Origin of the sequence: Vibrio sp. TBV020, from assembly GCF_046056895.1 — a bacterium.
GTDB lineage: Bacteria > Pseudomonadota > Gammaproteobacteria > Enterobacterales > Vibrionaceae > Vibrio.
Genome location: NZ_JBEEAQ010000003.1, coordinates 2,872,578 through 2,891,857, shown reverse-complemented (window position 1 = coordinate 2,891,857; position 19,280 = coordinate 2,872,578). Strand labels below are relative to the sequence as shown.

Annotated in this window: 17 protein-coding genes and 1 other RNA gene; 14 read left to right on the top strand and 4 right to left on the bottom strand. The window is 45.3% G+C overall.

The features are described 5' to 3' along the window. From AAFX28_RS21245 to AAFX28_RS21230, 4 genes are read right to left on the bottom strand one after another with little or no spacing between them, the layout of a single operon-like run. Entirely contained in the window at positions 1 to 579 is a 579-nt protein-coding gene (locus AAFX28_RS21245; RefSeq protein WP_408690546.1) for a BON domain-containing protein, read from the bottom strand. A gap of 3 nt (positions 580 to 582) precedes the next feature. Next, the gene (locus AAFX28_RS21240; protein ID WP_004415461.1) at positions 583 to 1,173 is read right to left on the bottom strand and encodes a phosphoheptose isomerase; all 591 of its coding nucleotides are present in this window, start codon (positions 1,171 to 1,173) and stop codon (positions 583 to 585) included. Positions 1,174 to 1,176: 3 nt separating this feature from the next. After that, positions 1,177 to 1,542: a YraN family protein gene (locus tag AAFX28_RS21235; protein WP_408690545.1), complete on the bottom strand. Its 366-nt coding sequence runs from the start codon at positions 1,540 to 1,542 to the stop codon at positions 1,177 to 1,179. Then, complete coding sequence (locus AAFX28_RS21230) at positions 1,529 to 3,343, bottom strand: penicillin-binding protein activator (protein WP_408690544.1); 1,815 nt, start codon at positions 3,341 to 3,343, stop codon at positions 1,529 to 1,531. The genes AAFX28_RS21235 and AAFX28_RS21230 overlap by 14 nt, the downstream gene beginning before the upstream one ends. Positions 3,344 to 3,406: 63 nt before the next feature. On the opposite strand from AAFX28_RS21230, the gene rsmI reads away from it, so the two are divergent. The 14 genes from rsmI to ftsA all read left to right on the top strand — a co-directional run bounded on the left by rsmI (position 3,407) and on the right by ftsA (position 19,251). Next, the gene (gene rsmI / locus AAFX28_RS21225) at positions 3,407 to 4,270 is read left to right on the top strand and encodes a 16S rRNA (cytidine(1402)-2'-O)-methyltransferase (RefSeq protein ID WP_408690543.1); all 864 of its coding nucleotides are present in this window, start codon (positions 3,407 to 3,409) and stop codon (positions 4,268 to 4,270) included. A 146-nt stretch (positions 4,271 to 4,416) separates the two neighbouring features. After that, positions 4,417 to 4,848, top strand: an RNA gene (rnpB, locus tag AAFX28_RS21220) — RNase P RNA component class A. Positions 4,849 to 5,034: 186 nt separating this feature from the next. After that, a complete protein-coding gene (gene rsmH / locus AAFX28_RS21215; protein ID WP_408690542.1) occupies positions 5,035 to 5,985 on the top strand; it encodes a 16S rRNA (cytosine(1402)-N(4))-methyltransferase RsmH in 951 nt (316 codons plus the stop codon). Positions 5,986 to 5,991: 6 nt separating this feature from the next. Further along, entirely contained in the window at positions 5,992 to 6,309 is a 318-nt protein-coding gene (gene ftsL / locus AAFX28_RS21210; RefSeq protein ID WP_408690541.1) for a cell division protein FtsL, read from the top strand. Then, positions 6,306 to 8,030 (top strand): penicillin-binding transpeptidase domain-containing protein, encoded by a 1,725-nt coding sequence (locus AAFX28_RS21205; RefSeq protein WP_408690540.1) that lies wholly within the window; start codon positions 6,306 to 6,308, stop codon positions 8,028 to 8,030. Before ftsL ends, AAFX28_RS21205 begins: the two co-directional genes overlap by 4 nt. Before the next feature lie 11 nt (positions 8,031 to 8,041). Further along, the gene (gene murE, locus AAFX28_RS21200) at positions 8,042 to 9,526 is read left to right on the top strand and encodes a UDP-N-acetylmuramoyl-L-alanyl-D-glutamate--2,6-diaminopimelate ligase (protein ID WP_408690539.1); all 1,485 of its coding nucleotides are present in this window, start codon (positions 8,042 to 8,044) and stop codon (positions 9,524 to 9,526) included. Continuing rightward, entirely contained in the window at positions 9,523 to 10,881 is a 1,359-nt protein-coding gene (gene murF / locus AAFX28_RS21195) for a UDP-N-acetylmuramoyl-tripeptide--D-alanyl-D-alanine ligase (RefSeq protein WP_408690538.1), read from the top strand. The genes murE and murF overlap by 4 nt, the downstream gene beginning before the upstream one ends. Beyond that, the gene (mraY, locus tag AAFX28_RS21190) at positions 10,878 to 11,960 is read left to right on the top strand and encodes a phospho-N-acetylmuramoyl-pentapeptide-transferase (RefSeq protein WP_408690537.1); all 1,083 of its coding nucleotides are present in this window, start codon (positions 10,878 to 10,880) and stop codon (positions 11,958 to 11,960) included. The genes murF and mraY overlap by 4 nt, the downstream gene beginning before the upstream one ends. A gap of 13 nt (positions 11,961 to 11,973) precedes the next feature. Further along, on the top strand, positions 11,974 to 13,296 hold the full coding sequence (murD, locus tag AAFX28_RS21185; protein WP_408690536.1) for a UDP-N-acetylmuramoyl-L-alanine--D-glutamate ligase: 1,323 nt from the start codon (positions 11,974 to 11,976) through the stop codon (positions 13,294 to 13,296). Between the two features lie 13 nt (positions 13,297 to 13,309). Continuing rightward, positions 13,310 to 14,509, top strand: coding sequence for a cell division protein FtsW (gene ftsW, locus AAFX28_RS21180; protein WP_408690535.1), 1,200 nt, complete (start codon positions 13,310 to 13,312; stop codon positions 14,507 to 14,509). Then, positions 14,496 to 15,557, top strand: coding sequence for an undecaprenyldiphospho-muramoylpentapeptide beta-N-acetylglucosaminyltransferase (gene murG / locus AAFX28_RS21175; protein WP_408690920.1), 1,062 nt, complete (start codon positions 14,496 to 14,498; stop codon positions 15,555 to 15,557). The genes ftsW and murG overlap by 14 nt, the downstream gene beginning before the upstream one ends. Positions 15,558 to 15,568: 11 nt before the next feature. Then, positions 15,569 to 17,029 carry a UDP-N-acetylmuramate--L-alanine ligase gene (gene murC / locus AAFX28_RS21170; RefSeq protein WP_408690534.1) on the top strand — a complete coding sequence of 487 codons (1,461 nt, stop codon included), beginning with the start codon at positions 15,569 to 15,571 and terminating at the stop codon, positions 17,027 to 17,029. Positions 17,030 to 17,213: 184 nt separating this feature from the next. Beyond that, positions 17,214 to 17,996 carry a cell division protein FtsQ/DivIB gene (locus tag AAFX28_RS21165; RefSeq protein ID WP_408690533.1) on the top strand — a complete coding sequence of 261 codons (783 nt, stop codon included), beginning with the start codon at positions 17,214 to 17,216 and terminating at the stop codon, positions 17,994 to 17,996. Then, positions 17,989 to 19,251: a cell division protein FtsA gene (ftsA, locus tag AAFX28_RS21160; RefSeq protein WP_408690532.1), complete on the top strand. Its 1,263-nt coding sequence runs from the start codon at positions 17,989 to 17,991 to the stop codon at positions 19,249 to 19,251. Before AAFX28_RS21165 ends, ftsA begins: the two co-directional genes overlap by 8 nt. Positions 19,252 to 19,280: the final 29 nt, after the last annotated feature.

The window sequence follows — 19,280 nt, the reverse complement described above, 5'->3', positions numbered from 1 at the left end:
TTAGCTTTCACTCTCACCAGAGTGAAATGCTCGAACTACTTGTTTCACGCCAGATATGTTTCGTGCAATGTCGGTTGCAATCTCAGCGTGCTGATCTGATACATAGCCTAGTAAGAACACTTCTCTATCTTCGGTGATAACTTTAATCTTTACACCGTTCAGCTCAGAGTTCGCTAACAATGCTGATTTTACTTTAGTGGTAATCCAACTATCGTGGCTAATCTCACCCATAGAAAGTGGAGCTTTTTCTCTGAGTTGGTTATGAACGTTCTTCACACCCTTGATCTTGCGTGTCTGTGACTCTAAATCACGTTTTAAAGCGTCTGTACCTGCTTGCCCCATCAGCACGACCGTACCGTTGTATGAACTCGCAGTGACGCGTGCATTTCCACGAAATGGTGCTTTGTTACCTATGCCGGCAACTTCAAACTCGATGTTGTTGTCGTTCCAAATCTCTTGTGTCGTTCTAGGATCGATAACAATACTTGCAGTGGTTGCCGCTCCCGCAACAAACAAACCAGCACAGCCTGTTGTTGATAGGATAAAGAGGGACAACAAAAACGCTTTAATAGAATGCATAGATTACTCTTCGTGAGCTGGGAACAATACTTGGTCGATAAGATCGCATAAGCAGTGTAGTGTCACCATATGAACTTCATGAATTCTTGCAGTTCTGTGAGAAGGAATACGGATTTCTACATCGTGCTCCCCTAGCAAGCCTGCCATTTCACCACCATCTTTACCGGTTAAAGCAATGATGGTCATATCACGAGTCACCGCTGCTTCCATTGCTTTGATGATGTTTTTGCTGTTACCGCTGGTAGAGATGGCGAGCAAAATATCACCAGGTTGACCAAATGCACGCACTTGTTTAGAAAAGATTTCTTCATAGTGATAGTCATTTGCAACAGCCGTCAGCGTCGTGTTATCAGCAGTCAGAGCCATACCCGGTAAGCTTGGGCGTTCAGTTTCAAAACGATTAAGAAGGCAAGAAACAAATTGTTGAGCGTTTGAAGATGAACCACCATTTCCACAACAAAGGATCTTATTACCGTTAAGCAGGCTTGCGACCATTGCTTGAGCTGCATGGGTAATTGCATCCGGAAGAGCCTCTGCTGCGGCGATTTGGATTTGAATACTTTCTGTAAAGCTGTCTTTAATGCTATCTAGCATTGTTTATCCTTGAGTTATTGCGTTTTTAATCCACTCAATTTGTGCTCCATCTTGATGGATAGCAACCAAATCAAAGCGAAAGTCAGTTGAATAGACGGACAAGCCATTTTTCATTAGCCACACATTGGCAGCTTTGATAAGCCTTTGGATTTTAGAACGAGTTACGGTCTCTGCAGCATGGCCAAAAGCTTGGCTTTTTCGGTAGCGCACCTCAACGAAAACAATGCTGCTTTTGTCGCGCATGACGAGGTCGAGTTCGCCTCCTTTAGCAAGGAAGTTTCTCTCAATTAGAGACAAGCCGCAACTGATAAGGTGTTTTTCAGCTACGGCTTCATAGTGCTGGCCTTTAGCGCGCTTAGTTTTTAGCACCGTGTTCGGCCCAGCTAATCTCACGTTGAACGACACAGTTCTCATCGATGCTCAGAACACCAGTGTTGCCGTCAACAGTGTAGTCACTCACCACTTTCATTTGCGGTAAATGCTCCATTAGGCGGTAAGCATCCATACCGAGAGCTTGTAGTCGTTTCTCTGCATTTGAGTCTTTAGGCCATAACTGATCCATTTGTGCTTCTAAAGAGGCTTCTGGATGGATAAGTAATGGAATGTCACTGTACATAACACCTGACAAGTCTTCGTATTGGTGACGACCACTATTGCTGCGAGAGTTCGAGTACAGTTTTGGTGGTACTGTATCAGGGTTAATCGCTACCTCAATAAAAGGCTTAATCAGTGTTAGCTCTGAGCTGTTTGCGACAATGTAAACTGAGTCAATATCGCGACGGCTACGAGGTTGGCTTTCTAATGGAATATCTAATAGAGATTCCATCTGTGCGATGTTTTGCTGGCTCGCTTGGAGGCCAAATACGCTATTAATATCGCGCTGAAGTTGGCGTTTGTCACCAAATAAGCTCACGGCAACTTTGTGGTCACTGTACTTTTGCCACTCTTGATCGAACGCTTCTACAACACGACTTCCTAGTCTGCCTTTCGGTGCCAAGATTAACGGATATTTGTAGCCTTTTTCCACCAAGTGTTTAGCCGCTTGAGCCACTTCTTGTTCTGGAGAAAGCGCTAAGTAACAAACGTTAGTGCCTGGTTTGATTTCATCAGGGATATTAAGCGCGAGTGCTGACAACTTACTGTTTGATTCGGCTAATGCTTCTTGCAATTGTTCAATGTTGTCTTTGACTAGAGGACCAACAATAGAATCGATTTGCTTATCACTTAAGGCAAGTTTGATCTCTTCAGCTGATTTTGCATTCGTATCGACAACGGTCAACGTAGCATTTTCATCCCGTTCAGTGTCATTCATCATCTCAAGAATAAATCCGTCACGGATCAACTGAGCTTGTTTAGCAAATTTGCCTGACAGTGGCAGTAGTAATGCTGTATTTACTGGCTTAGTCATTTCTAGTGCCAAAATATCTAATACACTTTGCGGCGTGTAGAGAGCTGCTGGGTGATTAGGATTAGCAGCGAGCCATTGTTCGATCTGACTTTGAAGCTCAGGCAGATTGTTTGCTAGTGACTTTGTATAACCAGACAACTCTAGCCAGCCTAACCATACTGAGTTGTTTTCTTGCTGACGGTACGCTTCTAGTTGAAGTGCTGAACGTGCGCTCAAATTAGCCCAGATCTCTTGAGCAATAGCAGGTTGATCAACTCTAGACGCGTACTGACTACCAAGAGACAGCTCTTTTGCTGCGTTATAGCTATCACCCATGTTAGTGAACAGGGATGCTCTTAGTTGGTGGTAGGTTTTCCATTGATCATTCGCAAGTTGCCATGAAGGGCGGAAGTTCAGTAGGTCGAGAGCCTCTTCAGGTTTCTCTTGCGCGATAAGCAGTTCTGCACGGGCAAGTTGCCACTCCGCTTGTTGCATGTCTGTGAGTGACTGGCGTGCTAGGCGTTTAATCAAGAGTTCAGCCTGAGGAAAATCCTGATTATCAACGGACGCTTTCAGAGCCATGATTAACCAATCATTTTGCAGGCTGCCTTTACTGCTGTCCGCACGCATTAGATAAGTCTGAATAGATTGATTCGGGTCTAAGGTAATATCGACACTTTGTGGTGCCTTAGGGGCAGAAGAACACGCTGCCAAAGCGACAGCAAGTGCTACAGGAGTCAATAAGCGTGTTACACTGAGACGCTTGTGGTTATTCTTGGCCATGAGTTCTTTATTAATTCCGTATAAAATTGTGTCTATATTAATCGTTGAAGTGATGGTAAACAAATGACAGATAACAAAACCTTACCAACAGAGGTTCCAACTCTCTATATCGTACCTACGCCAATTGGCAACTTAGGTGATATTACTCAACGAGCGATAGAAGTTCTATCTACAGTCGATCTTATTGCTGCTGAAGATACACGACATACTGGTAAGTTATTGTCTCACTTCTGTATTCAGACTAAAACCTTTGCTCTCCATGATCATAACGAACAACAAAAAGCGCAAGTTTTAGTCGACAAATTGCTAGCGGGGAACTCAATTGCGTTGGTTTCTGATGCAGGTACCCCATTAATTAGTGATCCAGGATACCATCTTGTCAATCAATGTCGTCAAGCAGGCGTCAGAGTTGTGCCACTACCAGGAGCTTGTGCGGTGATCACTGCGCTGAGTGCTTCAGGTTTGCCATCTGATCGCTTTAGTTTCGAAGGCTTCCTTCCTGCTAAGAGCAAAGGACGCAAAGATAAGTTTTTGGAAATCGCCAAAGCAGAGCGTACCTGTGTGTTCTATGAATCTCCGCATCGAATTTTAGACTCTCTAGACGATATGCTGGAAATCTTAGGGGCGGAACGTGAAGTAGTTCTTGCTCGTGAGTTAACCAAAACGTTTGAAACCATTCAAGGTATGCCACTAGGAGAGCTTATTGAGTGGGTGAAGTCTGATCCAAACCAGCAACGCGGGGAGATGGCATTATTGATCCATGGCTATCGCGCTGCAGTTGACGATACTTTGCCTGAAGAAGTCACGCGTACTCTGACTATTTTGACCAAAGAGTTGCCACTTAAGAAAGCGGCAGCGATGACAGCTGAGATCTACAACTTGAAGAAAAATGCCCTCTATAAGTGGGGGTTGGAGAATTTGGGTTAAACAATTGTAATAGGGAATGATAAATTGGGCTCTGTTCATCTTGAAGAGTCGTCTGTTGACCAACTTATAACCATTCAACCCTCCGTTTTCAGCAAATCTGTGATCTCGCTAGACACTGGTCTCTGAACTCTATACAATCCGCCCTCGGAGTTGACTGGGTAATCGCTGCTCTGTTGATGTCCTTCGGGAGACTGACGTTGAGGTCCTTTTAGGAGACTGACGTTGACGTCCTTCGGGAGACTGACAGGGGGGAGGAACGTCCGGGCTCCATAGAGCAGGGTGCCAGGTAACGCCTGGGGGGCGCGAGCCCACGACAAGTGCAGCAGAGAGAAAACCGCCGATGGCCCGTAAGGGAACAGGTAAGGGTGAAAGGGTGCGGTAAGAGCGCACCGTGCGTCTGGTAACAGTGCGTAGCAAGGTAAACTCCACCCGGAGCAAGACCAAATAGGCCTCCACATTGCGTTGCTCGCGTAAGGAGGCGGGTAGGTTGCTCGAGCCTGTGAGTGATTGCAGGCCTAGACGAATGGTTACCGCCGCGTAAGCGGAGACAGAACCCGGCGTATGTGTCAACTCCACCTATTCGAGACCCATCATAACTTTATTGTTATGATGGGTTTTTTGCTTTTTATTGACCTAATTTATTTTCTAACGATTAAACTTGGCGCAAAATCACGTGTTCTCTCACGCTAGAGGTGGCGATAAGCCGCTAAATCAGTACACTGGAGAATCTGAATCCGTCAATGCGTCAGCAACATGAGATAACTATGACCGAAGCATTTAAACACATATCCGTACTTTTACATGAATCTATCGACGGCTTAGCGATTAAACCTGATGGTATCTATATAGACGGAACGTTCGGTCGTGGTGGTCATAGCCGCACGATTCTATCTAAATTGGGTGAAAATGGCCGCCTGTACAGCATTGACCGTGATCCTCAAGCAATCGCAGAAGCGGGTAAAATCGATGACCCTCGCTTTACTATTATTCATGGCCCTTTCTCTGGTATGGCGCAATACGCTGCTGAGTATGGCTTAGTGGGTAAAGTGGATGGTGTACTACTGGATTTAGGTGTGTCATCACCTCAATTGGATGACGCAGAGCGTGGCTTTAGCTTTATGAAAGATGGCCCGCTAGATATGCGTATGGATCCAACCTCTGGTATTCCAGTATCGCAGTGGTTGATGGAAGCTGACCTTGACGATATCACTTGGGTTATTCGTGAATTTGGCGAAGATAAGCACGCGCGCCGTATTGCTAAAGCGATTGTGGCTTACCGTGAAAACGAAGAAAACGAGCCGCTAACTCGTACAGGTCAGTTAGCCAAGCTTATTTCTGACGCTGCGCCAAAAAGCTTTAAAGAGAAAAAGCACCCAGCGACACGTTCATTCCAAGCTTTCCGTATTTACATCAACAGCGAGTTAGAAGAGATCGATACCGCTTTGAAAGGTGCCGCGAGCATTTTGTCACCAGAAGGGCGTCTCTCTGTAATTAGTTTCCACTCGCTAGAAGACCGCATGGTGAAGCGCTTTATCCGTAAAGAGAGCAAAGGCCCTGAGGTTCCTCATGGTATCCCAATGACAGAAGACCAAATCAAAGCACTGGGCAGCGCAAACTTAAAACCAGTGGGTAAAGCGATCAAACCATCGAAACAAGAAGTTGAAGAGAACACTCGTTCTCGCAGTTCTGTTCTGCGTATTGCTGAGAAACTGTAATCAACAATGAGTAAGTCGTCTCCCAACCTTGCTAAATTGATTGCGCTCGACCTATTTGGTGTCGGGCGCGTCCCACTAGTGCTACTTGTGCTGATTTTTGCAAGTGCAATGGGGGTTGTTTTTACGACTCATCATACCCGTCAGGCGATCACCGAAAAAGACCAAGCGATGGTCGAACGAGAACGGCTAGACAACGAATGGCGAAACTTACTGTTAGAAGAAACTGCTTTGGCTGAACATAGTCGAGTTCAAGCCGTTGCGAAAAAGGAACTGGAAATGAAACGTCCAGATTCAGACAAAGAAGTCATCATTAATCTCCCATGAGCAAAAAAGTAAAACCTGCAGAAACTAAATCTGAAGAACAGCCAACAACTCTCATCCGTTGGCGTTTCTATATTGTCCTGTTTTTTGTGTTCTGTGCGTTTGCCGCATTGTGTGGCCGTATTGCTTATATCCAAATTATCGAGCCTGATAACCTTATTAAACAAGGTGATATGCGTTCGATTCGTGCCAAAACGCTGCACTCTGCGCGTGGCATTATTTCCGATCGTAATGGCGAGCCTTTAGCAGTTAGTGTACCGGTTGAAGCGGTTTGGGCTGACCCTGCCACTATTTTTAAAGACGGTGGTCTTGAAGATATTAACCGTTGGTACGCACTGGCGGATGTTCTAGGACTAAAGCGCCAAGGTATGATTGATAAAATAAATCGCAACAAGAGTAAGCGATTTATCTACCTGCAGCGTCAGGTTAGCCCTGCTATGGCACATTACATTCGTGAGTTGAAACTATCAGGGGTTGGCCTAAAAGCAGAATCAAGACGTTACTATCCAGCTGGTGAAGTTAGTGCTCACTTAGTAGGGGTGACAGGTATTGATGGTCACGGTCTTGAAGGCGTTGAGCGTAGTTATGATAAGTGGCTAACAGGCGAAGCAGGGAAGCGCATTATTCGTAAAGATCGCTATGGACGAGTAGTCGAAAATATCTCTTTAGAAGAGCGTGAGGAAGGAAAGCCGCTTGAGTTGACGATCGATCAACGAATTCAAGCGATTGCTTATCGTGCGATCAAGCAGGCCGTCGCTGACTTCCGTGCGACTTCAGGATCGGCGGTAATTCTAGATGTAAAAACCGGTGCGGTATTAGCGATGGTCAACGCACCATCTTACAACCCTAATAATCGTTCCGATCTTCAATCAGCCAAAATGAGAAACCGCGTTATTACCGATGCGTTTGAGCCCGGCTCGACGGTTAAACCTTTTGTGGTATTAGCTGCACTTGAGAACGGTGTCGCGGATGATGACACAGTTATCGATACGGGTAACGGTATCATGCAGATTGGTGGTAGCCGAGTCCGTGATACCTCTAAAGTTGGCAAGGCCGACCTTACAACTATCCTGAAAAAATCGAGTAACATTGGTGTTGCGAAGCTGGCGTTAGATATGCCGCTTGAAGCTTTATTGGGAATGTATAGTTCTGTGGGGTTTGGTGAAGTATCTGGCTTAAACTTAGTCGGTGAAACACAGGGTATTTTCCCGAATCGCCGCCGCTGGTCCAAATTTGAAATCGCGACCCTTTCGTTTGGTTATGGCTTGACGATTACACCTCTTCAACTTGCTCATGCTTATGCAACATTAGGCAACTTAGGTGAGTATCAACCTATTCATATTATCGAAAATAATCAGCAGAACTTCGCGAAGCAGGTCATTGATCATGATAACGCGCGTAAAGTTCTTGATATGCTCGAAACGGTTACCCAACCGGGCGGTACAGCAACTAAAGCGGCAGTACCAGGGTATCGAGTAGCGGCCAAAACGGGTACTTCGCGTAAAGCGATCGCTGGTGGCTATGGCGATGAGTACTTCGCTTATACCGCAGGTGTTGCTCCTGCGAGCGACCCAAGAGTTGCACTGGTTGTCGTAGTTAATGAACCGCAAGGGGACAACTACTATGGTGGTTCAGTTGCTGGTCCGGTATTTTCGGAAATATTGAAAGGTACGCTGCAGATTCTAAATGTGGCGCCTGATGAAAATCGATTTAAACAAGATTAAGTGAGTTTACTATGTCCAAGGAACTGACCTTAGCAGAGCTGCTCTCTCCATGGCAGGATATGTCTGCCGACAAAAGCGCTAATATCATTGTTCAACGACTTGAACTGGATAGTCGTAAAGTGGTTTCTGGGACGACTTTTGTGGCGATAAAAGGCCATGCGGTGGATGGACGTCGTTTTATTACTGCGGCGATTGAAAGCGGCGCCAATGCTGTTATTGCAGAAGCTTGTGAACAGCATCAGTCCGGCACCGTGGAATTCATCAGTGACATTCCAGTGGTTTATATTCGTGAACTGGGTCATCACTTGTCTGCACTCGCCAGCCGTCTATATCCTCTAGATGCTCATAAAGTCATTGGCGTTACTGGTACAAATGGTAAAACTACTATCACTCAGTTGATTGCTCAATGGTTGGAGTTGGTAGGTAAAAAAGCAGCGGTTATGGGAACCACAGGCAATGGCTTTTTAGATGATCTACAGCCAGCAGCGAATACCACTGGTAGTGCGATAGAAATTCAACAAACCCTTTCTCTATTAGAGCAACAGTCAGCCGAGTTTACCGCTTTGGAAGTCTCTTCCCATGGTCTTGTCCAGGGGCGAGTTAAGGCGATTGAATTCGAAGTCGGCGTGTTTTCTAACTTAAGTCGTGATCATCTTGATTACCACGGCACAATGGAAGAATACGCCGAAGCTAAATTCAGCTTATTCAGTGAGCACAAGTGTCACAACGCTGTGATTAATATTGATGACCCAGTTGGTCGTCTTTGGATCGAGCGCCTAGATAATGCGATTGCTGTCTCTCTTAAGCCGACAACGACAGAACGTGCAGTATGGGCAAAAAGTGTTGCCTATTCAGAGTCGGGTATCACGCTCTCCATTGATGGTATGTTTGGCGCTGGTGATTGCGTCGTGCCTCTCATTGGTGAATTCAACGCAAGCAACGTCTTACTGGCGATGACAACCTTGCTCTCCCTTGGTATTGATAAACAGTTGCTGCTAGAAACAGCAAGTTCGTTAAAGCCGGTACTTGGTCGAATGGAGCTATTTACAGGCAGTAACAAAGCCAAGGTTGTTGTTGATTACGCCCATACGCCAGATGCTCTTGAAAAAGCACTGAATGCTTTACGTGTTCATTGCCAAGGTCAACTTTGGGCTATTTTCGGTTGTGGCGGCGATCGTGATAAAGGTAAACGCCCAATGATGGCTGCGATTGGTGAAAGCTTAGCTGACCGAGTTATTTTGACTGATGATAATCCTCGTAGTGAGTCGCCGGCAGAAATAGTAAAAGATATGCTTGTTGGTATGAATCAGCCTGATAGCGCTGTGGTGGAACATAATCGTTTTGATGCACTGAAGTTTGCACTTACTAACAGTCACGCCGATGACATCATCTTGCTTGCTGGTAAAGGGCACGAGGATTATCAAGTTATGGCCAACGAAACGATTCATTACTCAGACCGTGAGTCTGCAATACAGTTGTTGGAGCAAAAAGCATGATCACATTAATGTTGAGCCAAATTGCAGAGGCACTAGAAGCGGAATTAATTGGTCGTGATATGGCGATCTCTTCTGTTTCAACAGACACTCGCTCAATTGAGCAAGGTGCTCTATTTGTTGCTTTAGTTGGTGAGCGTTTTGATGCTCATGATTTTACCCACCAAGCTGTCGAGGCAGGAGCAGGAGCGCTGTTGGTTAGCAAGCCTGTGAGTGGTGATGTGCCTCAGCTGTTAGTTAAAGATACCAAAGTGGCGCTGGGACAATTGGGCGCACTAGTTCATCAAACCTGCTTAACCCCAACGGTGGCGATTACAGGAAGCTGTGGCAAAACCACCGTGAAAGAAATGATCGCTAGTATCATGGAGCAAAAGGGGCAGGTACTGTTTACGGCAGGCAACTTCAATAATGAAATTGGTGTTCCTTTAACGTTGCTTCGTTCTACACCTGAAGATGATGTTGCTGTGATTGAACTAGGTGCGAACCATATTGGTGAAATCGCGTACACAACTCGCTTGGTACAACCGGATGTTGCTTTAGTGAATAACGTTGCCGCTGCTCACCTTGAGGGCTTTGGTTCGATGGATGGCGTTAAGCAAGCGAAAGGCGAGATCTATCAAGGTTTGAAACCGGGTTCTGTTGCGGTTGTAAACTTAGACAGCAACGGCGGTGACTTTTGGCAAGAAGTACTGGCGGATAAAGTTGTAAAAACGCTCTCACTGAAAGACTCAGGTGCAGATTTTACAGCGACTGATATTGAGTTGAATGAAATTGGTGAAGCAAGCTTCACTCTGAATACGCCGCAAGGCTCTATTGCAGTAATGTTAGGCATTATTGGTCAACATAATGTGGCCAATGCATTAGCAGCGACGGCACTGGCGTTAGAGTTAGGGGCCAGCCTTGAAATGATTCAAACAGGTCTCGCTTCTTTGAATAAAGTAAAAGGGCGTGTTGAACTGATCGAACTTAACCATCAAATTAAGTTAATTGACGACAGTTATAATGCGAGTGTTCCAGCGATGAAGGCTGCGGCGGATCTACTTGCAGGGTTCAGCGGCGTTCGTTGGTTAATTTTAGGCAATATGGCTGAGTTAGGTGATGAAAGTCTTGCACTTCACCGTCAAGTCGGACAACATGCTGCCCCATTCAAATTTGAATATGTGCTTACATTTGGCGCTGATGCTAAGGCGATCAGTGAAGAGTGTGATGGCCTTCATTTTGAAGACCATCAGAGCATGATTGATTTTATTAAACAGCAGATTGAACAGCACCAAGAGCCTCAAACTTTATTGGTTAAAGGGGCAAATAGTGCTGGAATGAGCAAAGTTGCTACTGCTGTCAAGGAGATGTATACATGATTATTTGGCTCGCGGAGCTGCTACAGCCATATTTTTCATTCTTCCGTTTATTCGAATACCTATCTTTTCGAGCGATTGTTAGTGTTCTAACTGCACTTGGTATTTCGTTATGGATGGGGCCAATCATGATCCGTCGTTTGCAATTACTGCAAATTGGTCAGGTTGTTCGTAACGAAGGTCCAGAATCCCACTTTAGCAAACGCGGCACCCCAACCATGGGCGGGATTATGATCCTAACTGCGATTGTCACCACTGTTTTACTCTGGACAGATCTATCTAACCCTTATGTGTGGGCCGTGTTGGCTGTGTTACTCGGTTATGGAGCTGTTGGCTTTGTCGACGACTACCGTAAAGTGGTGCGCAAGAATACTGATGGTCTCATTGCACGCTGGAAGTACTTTTGGCAGTCTGCGATCGCATTTGTTGTCGCTTTTGCGTTGTATGCTCATGGTAAAGATACTGCAGCGACTCAGTTAGTGGTTCCATTCTTTAAAGACATCATGCCTCAGCTAGGCCTGCTCTACATTGTCCTCACTTATTTTGTGATCGTGGGTACGAGTAATGCAGTTAACTTAACCGACGGTCTAGATGGTCTTGCGATCATGCCAACCGTATTGGTTTCAGCTGGTTTTGCCGCGATCGCTTGGGCAACAGGTAATGTTCAGTTCGCGAACTACCTGCATATTCCTTATATTCCTCAAGCATCTGAACTGGTAGTTGTTTGTACTGCTATTGTTGGTGCTGGCTTAGGCTTCTTGTGGTTTAACACTTACCCAGCACAAGTGTTTATGGGCGATGTGGGCTCATTGGCACTTGGTGGTGCTCTGGGTACGATTGCCGTGTTAGTTCGTCAAGAATTTGTGTTGGTGATTATGGGCGGTGTTTTCGTAATGGAAACTTTGTCGGTAATTCTTCAAGTTGGGTCATACAAACTACGTGGTCAACGTATCTTCCGTATGGCACCAATTCACCACCATTACGAATTGAAAGGCTGGCCAGAGCCGCGCGTTATTGTACGTTTTTGGATCATCTCTATTGTTCTTGTGCTTGTTGGTCTAGCGACACTGAAAGTTCGATAAGGAAATCTCACCCATGACAATGGAACGCTGGAAAAACGTTGAAAAAGTCGTCGTTGTAGGGCTCGGTATTACCGGGCTTTCGGTGGTTAAACACTTACAATCATTACCTAAGTCGCTCCACATTAGTGTTATTGATACTCGTGAATGTCCTCCTGGCAGTGAAGAGTTAACGGATGATGTTGAGCTTCATTCTGGCAGTTGGAATCTTGACTGGCTGCTTGAGGCTGATCTTGTGGTTGCGAACCCAGGCATTGCTTTGGCTACGCCTGAAATTCAACAAGTACTTCAAGCCAACATTCCCGTTGTAGGTGATATTGAGCTATTTGCATGGCAGGTTGATAAGCCTGTTATCGCGATTACGGGTTCAAATGGAAAAAGCACAGTGACTGATTGGACTGGTTATGTTGCTAAGGCAGCAGGTTTGACAGTCGGCGTGGGTGGCAACATCGGTGTGCCTGCACTTGATCTTCTTGAACTTGACGCTGATTTGTATGTACTTGAACTATCCAGTTTTCAACTTGAAACAACCTCTTCTTTGAAGCCTAAAGCGGCTGCGTTCTTAAATCTCTCTGAAGATCATATGGATCGCTATGAAGGGATGGCCGATTATCGTCAGGCGAAATTACGTATCTTTGAAAATGCCGAAGTGTGTGTAGTTAATGCCGATGATAAAGCGACTTACCCAGATAGTGAGCTCAATATCGTTGAGTTTGGCTTGCTCGAACAGGCTCAATACTATTTGCAGATCGAAGATGACGTCGAGTACTTATCTATTGCAAAGCGCAAAGTGTGTCCAGTGCGGGAGTTATCACTCGTTGGCCGTCACAATGTCGCAAATGCGTTAGTTGTATTAGCATTGCTAACTGAGTCTGGGGTTGATGTTAGCGCGGGTTTAGAAGCGCTGAAGTCTTACAATGGTTTGACACATCGATGCCAAGTTGTTGCAGATAATCAAGGTGTTAAATGGGTCAATGACTCTAAAGCAACCAATGTAGCAAGTACGATGGCGGCGCTAGCAGGCTTAGAGTTAGAGGGCAAACTGTACCTACTTGTTGGTGGCGTTGGTAAAGGTGCTGATTTTTCAGAATTGAAACCAGTCTTAAGTAAGTTGAATGTCCAACTTTGTTGCTTTGGCGAAGATGGCGATGAGTTTATGTCACTGCACCCTAGTGCTAAATCTTTTGTGGGCATGAAAGAGATCGTGGAATGGGTTTCTCCGAAGGTTGCTTCTGGAGACATGGTATTACTATCTCCTGCATGTGCGAGCTTCGATCAGTTCAAGAACTTTATGGCCCGTGGTGATGCCTTCACTGAGCTAGCAAAAATCTATTCTTAATTGTTAGGGAACTATGCAGATACGAGACGTTTTCAGCAGTATTAAGCGTTGGGTGACAAGTGCATCACCTGAGGTCTTATATGATCGCCAGCTAGTCTGGATATCACTCGGTTTGATGTTAACTGGGTTAGTGATGGTTACGTCTGCTTCGTTCCCAATCAGTTCTCGCCTTACGGATCAGCCTTTCCACTTTATGTTCCGTCACGCTGTTTTCCTAGTGTTAGCGATTATTGCTTCGTCCGTTATTTTACAAGTTCCTATGAAGCGTTGGCTTCAATACAGTACTTGGTTATTGCTGATATCGATTTTTTTGCTGGTGGTCGTGCTTGTTGCTGGTAAGTCAGTTAACGGTGCGTCCCGCTGGATACCTTTGGGTCTATTTAACCTTCAACCAGCCGAAGTTGCTAAGTTATCGCTGTTTATTTTTATGTCAGGTTACCTTGTGCGTAAAAGTGAAGAGGTGCGTTCGAGCTTCTTTGGTGGATTCATTAAACCCATTATTGTTTTTGCCACACTCGCAAGTTTACTGTTAATGCAGCCCGATTTAGGTACCGTTGTCGTGATGCTGGTGACGCTATTTGGCATGCTGTTCATAGCGGGGGCTAAGCTGACTCAATTCCTTGCTTTGATGGTTGTTGGTTTGATGTCGGTGGCAACACTTATCTATATTGAACCTTACCGTATGCGCCGAGTGACCTCTTTTCTCGACCCATGGGAAGATCCATTCGGTAGCGGTTATCAGCTAACTCAATCCTTGATGGCATTTGGCCGTGGTGAATGGTTTGGTCAAGGGTTAGGTAACTCAATTCAAAAACTTGAATATTTACCAGAAGCACACACTGACTTTGTGTTTGCAGTACTGGCTGAAGAGTTAGGTTTTGTGGGCGTTGTCCTAGTATTGATATTGATATTTAGTTTGGTACTCAAAGCTATATATATTGGACGAAAAGCATTTGAACATGAGCAGCTGTTTGGCGGCTACCTCGCCTTTGGCATTGGTATTTGGTTTGCGTTTCAAACGCTAGTTAACGTCGGTGCAGCAGCTGGTATGGTACCGACGAAGGGCTTAACGCTACCGTTAATCAGTTATGGTGGTTCAAGTTTGATCGTCATGGCTGTAGCCGTTTCGATTCTCCTACGCATTGATCATGAATGTCGCTTAGTGGCTGCTGATAGTATTGAACAACAGTTAGATAATGATGAAAAAGAATAAAAGATTAATGGTGATGGCCGGAGGTACTGGTGGTCACGTTTTTCCTGGGCTTGCTGTGGCAAAGCAGCTGCAATCTCAGGGATGGGAAATCCGTTGGTTAGGCACTGCCGATCGTATGGAAGCGGATCTTGTTCCTAAACATGGTATTGAAATCGACTTTATCAAAGTAAAAGGTCTACGAGGTCAAGGTATTGGTCGACTAATTAAAGCACCATTCCAAATCATCAATGCAATTATGCAAGCGAAAGCGCATATGAAGCGTTGGCAGCCTGATGCAGTCCTTGGTATGGGCGGTTACGTAAGTGGTCCAGGAGGCATTGCGGCTTGGTTACTTGGTATTCCAGTAGTACTTCATGAACAAAACGCGGTCGCTGGGTTAACTAATCAATGGCTATCTAAGGTCGCGAAAAAGGTGTTTCAGGCATTCCCGGGCGCTTTCCCAACTGCGCCAGTGGTCGGCAACCCAGTACGTGAAGACGTAGCCGCTATTGCTGATCCTAACGAGAGAATGGCTCAGCGAGAGGGTAATATTCGTATTCTAGTCATGGGCGGTAGCCAAGGCGCACGAATTTTGAATCAGACGTTACCAGAAGTAATGTCTAAACTTGGTGAGGGTTATGAAATCCGTCATCAAGCAGGTAAGAATAGCCAACAAGAAGTCGAGCAAGCTTATCAGAATCATCAAGTTGAACAGGCTGAAGTGACTGAGTTTATTGATGATGTTTCAGAAGCCTATGCTTGGGCTGATTTACTTGTGTGTCGTTCAGGCGCTTTAACCGTCTCTGAGGTTTCGGCTGCTGGCGTTGGCGCGATTTTTATCCCATTTATGCACAAAGACAGACAACAAGCATTGAACGCTGACCATTTGGTCGAATGCGGTGCAGCTAAAATGATAGAGCAGCCTGAGCTAAGCGTGGATAAGCTGGTTTCTGAGATTCAAAGTATGGATCGTGAAACTCTTACTTCCATGGCAACCAAAGCAAAAGCGGCAGCGAAGTTAGACGCAGATAAAGTGGTAGCCGAAGCCATTATCGCGTTGACGGAATAACGAGAAGATTCATGACAGTTCAACATACTCAAGATTTAGCTCAGATCCGAGCAATGGTGCCAGAAATGCGCCGAGTTAAATGCATCCACTTCATTGGTATTGGTGGGGCAGGCATGAGTGGTATTGCCGAGGTGCTACTCAACGAAGGTTATCAGATCTCGGGTTCAGATATTGCTGAGAACCCAGTTACAGAGCGACTTGCAGAAAAGGGAGCAACAATTTTTATCGGCCACGCTGAAGAGAACGTTGCTAAAGCAAGCGTAGTGGTAGTTTCAACTGCGATTAATGAAGAGAACCCAGAAATTATTGCAGCGCGTGCCGCGCGCATTCCAGTTGTACGCCGTGCAGAAATGCTTGCGGAGCTAATGCGTTTTCGTCACGGTATCGCGGTAGCAGGGACTCACGGTAAAACAACGACAACGGCTTTAGTGACTCAGATTTATTCTGAAGCAGGTTTAGATCCAACTTTTGTTAATGGTGGCTTAGTTAAAAGTGCAGGCACAAATGCACGTTTAGGTTCAAGCCGTATCCTGATTGCAGAAGCTGATGAAAGTGATGCTTCGTTCCTGCACCTACAACCAATGGTAAGTATCGTTACCAATATCGAAGCTGATCATATGGACACCTATGGCGGTGACTTTGAAACGCTTAAGCAGACGTTTATCGATTTTCTGCACAACTTACCTTTTTACGGTCAAGCGATCGTTTGTGTTGATGATCCTGTTGTTCGCGAACTCATTCCAAAGATTAGCCGTCAGGTAATTACCTATGGTTTCTCGGACGATGCAGATGTTCGCATTGCCAACTACCGTCAAGATGGCCAACAAGGTAAGTTTACTGTAATTCGCCAAGGTAAAGCTGACTTGGATATCACCCTGAACATTCCAGGCCGTCACAATGCGTTGAACGCTTCAGCAGCGATTGCCGTGGCAACAGAAGATGATATTTCTGATGAAGCTATTTTAAACGCAATGGCTGGTACACAAGGTACTGGTCGTCGCTTTGATCATCTAGGTGAGTTCGATACAGGGAACGGCCTTGCAATGTTGGTGGACGATTATGGCCATCACCCAACAGAAGTTGATGTGACGATTCAGGCGGCACGAAATGGTTGGGAAGAGAAACGTCTTGTAATGATATTCCAGCCACACCGTTATAGCCGTACTCGCGATTTATATGATGATTTCGCGAATGTATTAGAGCAAGTCGACGTTTTGATTATGCTTGATGTCTACTCGGCAGGTGAAAAGCCAATCGCAGGAGCGGATGGGCGAGCATTATGTAGGACTATTCGCAGTCGCGGTAAGTTAGATCCGATTTTTGTCCCAGAAAGCAAGGCGTTACCTTCAGTTCTCGCTAATGTTTTACAAGACGGTGACTTAGTACTAACTCAAGGTGCTGGTGATGTTGGTAAAGTCGCTAAACAACTCGCTGCTTTTGAGTTAAATATCGATAAAATGAGCCAAGCTTAGTAAGAAACATCGAATTTTAAGTATTTGCTGCACTTATTGTATTTAAAGTAGCAATTTCTCACTTTCAATGTTTGATACTTTCTTTGACCCCAGTATAATCCGAAGGTTAAAGTAGGTGCTTTTGTCTCTATAAACGAATTGGGTTAGGGAAAGATAAGCGAGCTAATAGCAAGGACTATGGACTTTGATTAAAAGTGCTTTTAATGAAGGCCGTCGTTTAACCTCTGCGCCACTAGTAAAAGAACATGCCCTCGGAGGCAGTTTTTTGCTGGTGGTCTTGTTGTTAATAGGCTCTCTCCTCTACTCTACGATTTCTTGGATGTGGGATGACCAACGTCTACCATTATCGAAAATCGTACTCCAAGGTGAACTGCATTATGTTACCGCGCGCGATGTTCAACGAGCGTTTGCTCAGTTAGAACATGTCGGAACATTCATGTCACAAGACATTGATATACTACAAAGTATGGCAGAATCAATTCCTTGGGTTTCTCATGCTTCAATTCGCAAACAGTGGCCAGATACCGTAAAAGTCTTTTTGACTGAACATCACGCTGAAGCAATCTGGAATGGAAATGCTCTGCTTAACGATTTCGGTCAAGTTTTCGATGGTGATATCGGCCAACTGGAAGAAGATCGTGTAAAACTGTATGGGCCTCTTGATACAAGCAGCGAAGTGCTGCAAGTATGGCGAGATATTAGCCCTAAGTTTGAAGCATTGAATTTAACGATCACTTCACTGGTTCTTAATGAGCGTAGGGCTTGGCAAATCATTCTCGATAACGGAATTCGCCTAGAGCTAGGCAAAGAATCTTTAGAAGAGCGTATTGAGCGCTTTATATCGCTCTACGAGAATTTGGGTAGTGAAGCCGAAAGGGTGAGCTACATTGACCTCAGGTATGATACGGGGGCCTCTATTGGATGGTTCCCTGAGCAAGAGTTAGAACAAGAGAATACAGATGACTAAGACCGCTGATGACAACATTATTGTTGGTCTTGATATAGGCACTGCTACCGTATCAGCTCTGGTAGGCGAAGTATTGCCTGATGGTCAAATCAATATTATTGGCGCAGGCAGTAGTCCTTCTCGAGGGATGGACAAAGGTGGTGTTAACGACCTTGAATCGGTAGTGAAATCGGTTCAACGTGCTGTTGACCAAGCTGAATTAATGGCAGAGTGCCAGATCAGCAATGTATTTATCTCGCTTTCGGGCAAACACATTGCTAGCCGTATTGAAAAAGGCATGGGAACGATATCGGATGAGGAAGTCTCTCAAGAAGATATGGACCGTGCTATTCATACTGCAAAATCTATTAAAATTGGTGACGAGCAACGCATTCTCCACGTTATTCCACAAGAATTTACGATTGATTACCAAGAAGGGATCAAAAACCCGCTAGGTTTATCAGGAGTACGTATGGAAGTCAGCGTGCACCTTATTTCTTGCCATAACGATATGGCTAGAAATATCATAAAGGCAGTAGAGCGCTGTGGCTTAAGAGTCGAGCACCTTGTTTACTCCGGTTTAGCGGCAAGTAATGCTGTTATTACTGAAGATGAGCGTGAACTAGGTGTTTGTGTGGTTGATATCGGCGCTGGTACGATGGATGTTTCCATTTGGACCGGTGGTGCGCTACGCCATACAGAGGTATTTTCATACGCAGGTAATGCCGTTACCAGTGATATCGCTTTTGCTTTCGGTACGCCAGTGAGCGATGCGGAAGAGATTAAAGTGAAGTATGGCTGTGCTCTAAGTGAGCTAGTCAGCAAAGATGACACGGTTAACGTTCCAAGCGTTGGTGGTCGACCATCACGCAGTTTACAAAGACAAACTTTGTCTGAAGTAATCGAGCCTCGTTATACTGAGCTTATGGGACTGGTTAACCAAACTATCGACAACGTTCAGGAGAAACTGCGCGAGGAGGGGATAAAACACCACCTAGCAGCAGGTGTGGTGCTCACTGGTGGAGCAGCACAAATGGACGGAGTGGTAGAGTGTGCGGAACGTGTATTCCGCAACCAAGTACGAGTTGGCAAGCCTCTAGAGGTGAGCGGCTTAACAGATTACGTAAAAGAGCCGTATCATTCGACGGCTGTTGGTTTACTTCATTATGCAAGAGATGCCCAAATAAGCGATGATACTGAATATAACGAGCCTTCTCGTCCTTCAGTAACAAGTTTGTTGGATCGCGTGCGTAATTGGATACAAAAAGAGTTTTAACCTGAGCAGCAGGAAAAACGGAGATAACA

What these genes read in the sequence shown, in the direction of transcription:
- murD (WP_408690536.1), top strand. Translation starts at nt 11,974, where the DNA reads ATGACAATGGAACGCTGGAAAAACGTTGAAAAAGTCGTCGTTGTAGGG.
- murF (WP_408690538.1), top strand. Translation starts at nt 9,523, where the DNA reads ATGATCACATTAATGTTGAGCCAAATTGCAGAGGCACTAGAAGCGGAA.
- ftsA (WP_408690532.1), top strand. Translation starts at nt 17,989, where the DNA reads ATGACTAAGACCGCTGATGACAACATTATTGTTGGTCTTGATATAGGC.
- rsmH (WP_408690542.1), top strand. Translation starts at nt 5,035, where the DNA reads ATGACCGAAGCATTTAAACACATATCCGTACTTTTACATGAATCTATC.
- ftsW (WP_408690535.1), top strand. Translation starts at nt 13,310, where the DNA reads ATGCAGATACGAGACGTTTTCAGCAGTATTAAGCGTTGGGTGACAAGT.
- mraY (WP_408690537.1), top strand. Translation starts at nt 10,878, where the DNA reads ATGATTATTTGGCTCGCGGAGCTGCTACAGCCATATTTTTCATTCTTC.
- rsmI (WP_408690543.1), top strand. Translation starts at nt 3,407, where the DNA reads ATGACAGATAACAAAACCTTACCAACAGAGGTTCCAACTCTCTATATC.
- murG (WP_408690920.1), top strand. Translation starts at nt 14,496, where the DNA reads ATGAAAAAGAATAAAAGATTAATGGTGATGGCCGGAGGTACTGGTGGT.
- AAFX28_RS21245 (WP_408690546.1), bottom strand. Translation starts at nt 579, where the DNA reads ATGCATTCTATTAAAGCGTTTTTGTTGTCCCTCTTTATCCTATCAACA.
- AAFX28_RS21240 (WP_004415461.1), bottom strand. Translation starts at nt 1,173, where the DNA reads ATGCTAGATAGCATTAAAGACAGCTTTACAGAAAGTATTCAAATCCAA.
- ftsL (WP_408690541.1), top strand. Translation starts at nt 5,992, where the DNA reads ATGAGTAAGTCGTCTCCCAACCTTGCTAAATTGATTGCGCTCGACCTA.
- AAFX28_RS21230 (WP_408690544.1), bottom strand. Translation starts at nt 3,343, where the DNA reads ATGGCCAAGAATAACCACAAGCGTCTCAGTGTAACACGCTTATTGACT.
- murE (WP_408690539.1), top strand. Translation starts at nt 8,042, where the DNA reads ATGTCCAAGGAACTGACCTTAGCAGAGCTGCTCTCTCCATGGCAGGAT.
- AAFX28_RS21205 (WP_408690540.1), top strand. Translation starts at nt 6,306, where the DNA reads ATGAGCAAAAAAGTAAAACCTGCAGAAACTAAATCTGAAGAACAGCCA.
- murC (WP_408690534.1), top strand. Translation starts at nt 15,569, where the DNA reads ATGACAGTTCAACATACTCAAGATTTAGCTCAGATCCGAGCAATGGTG.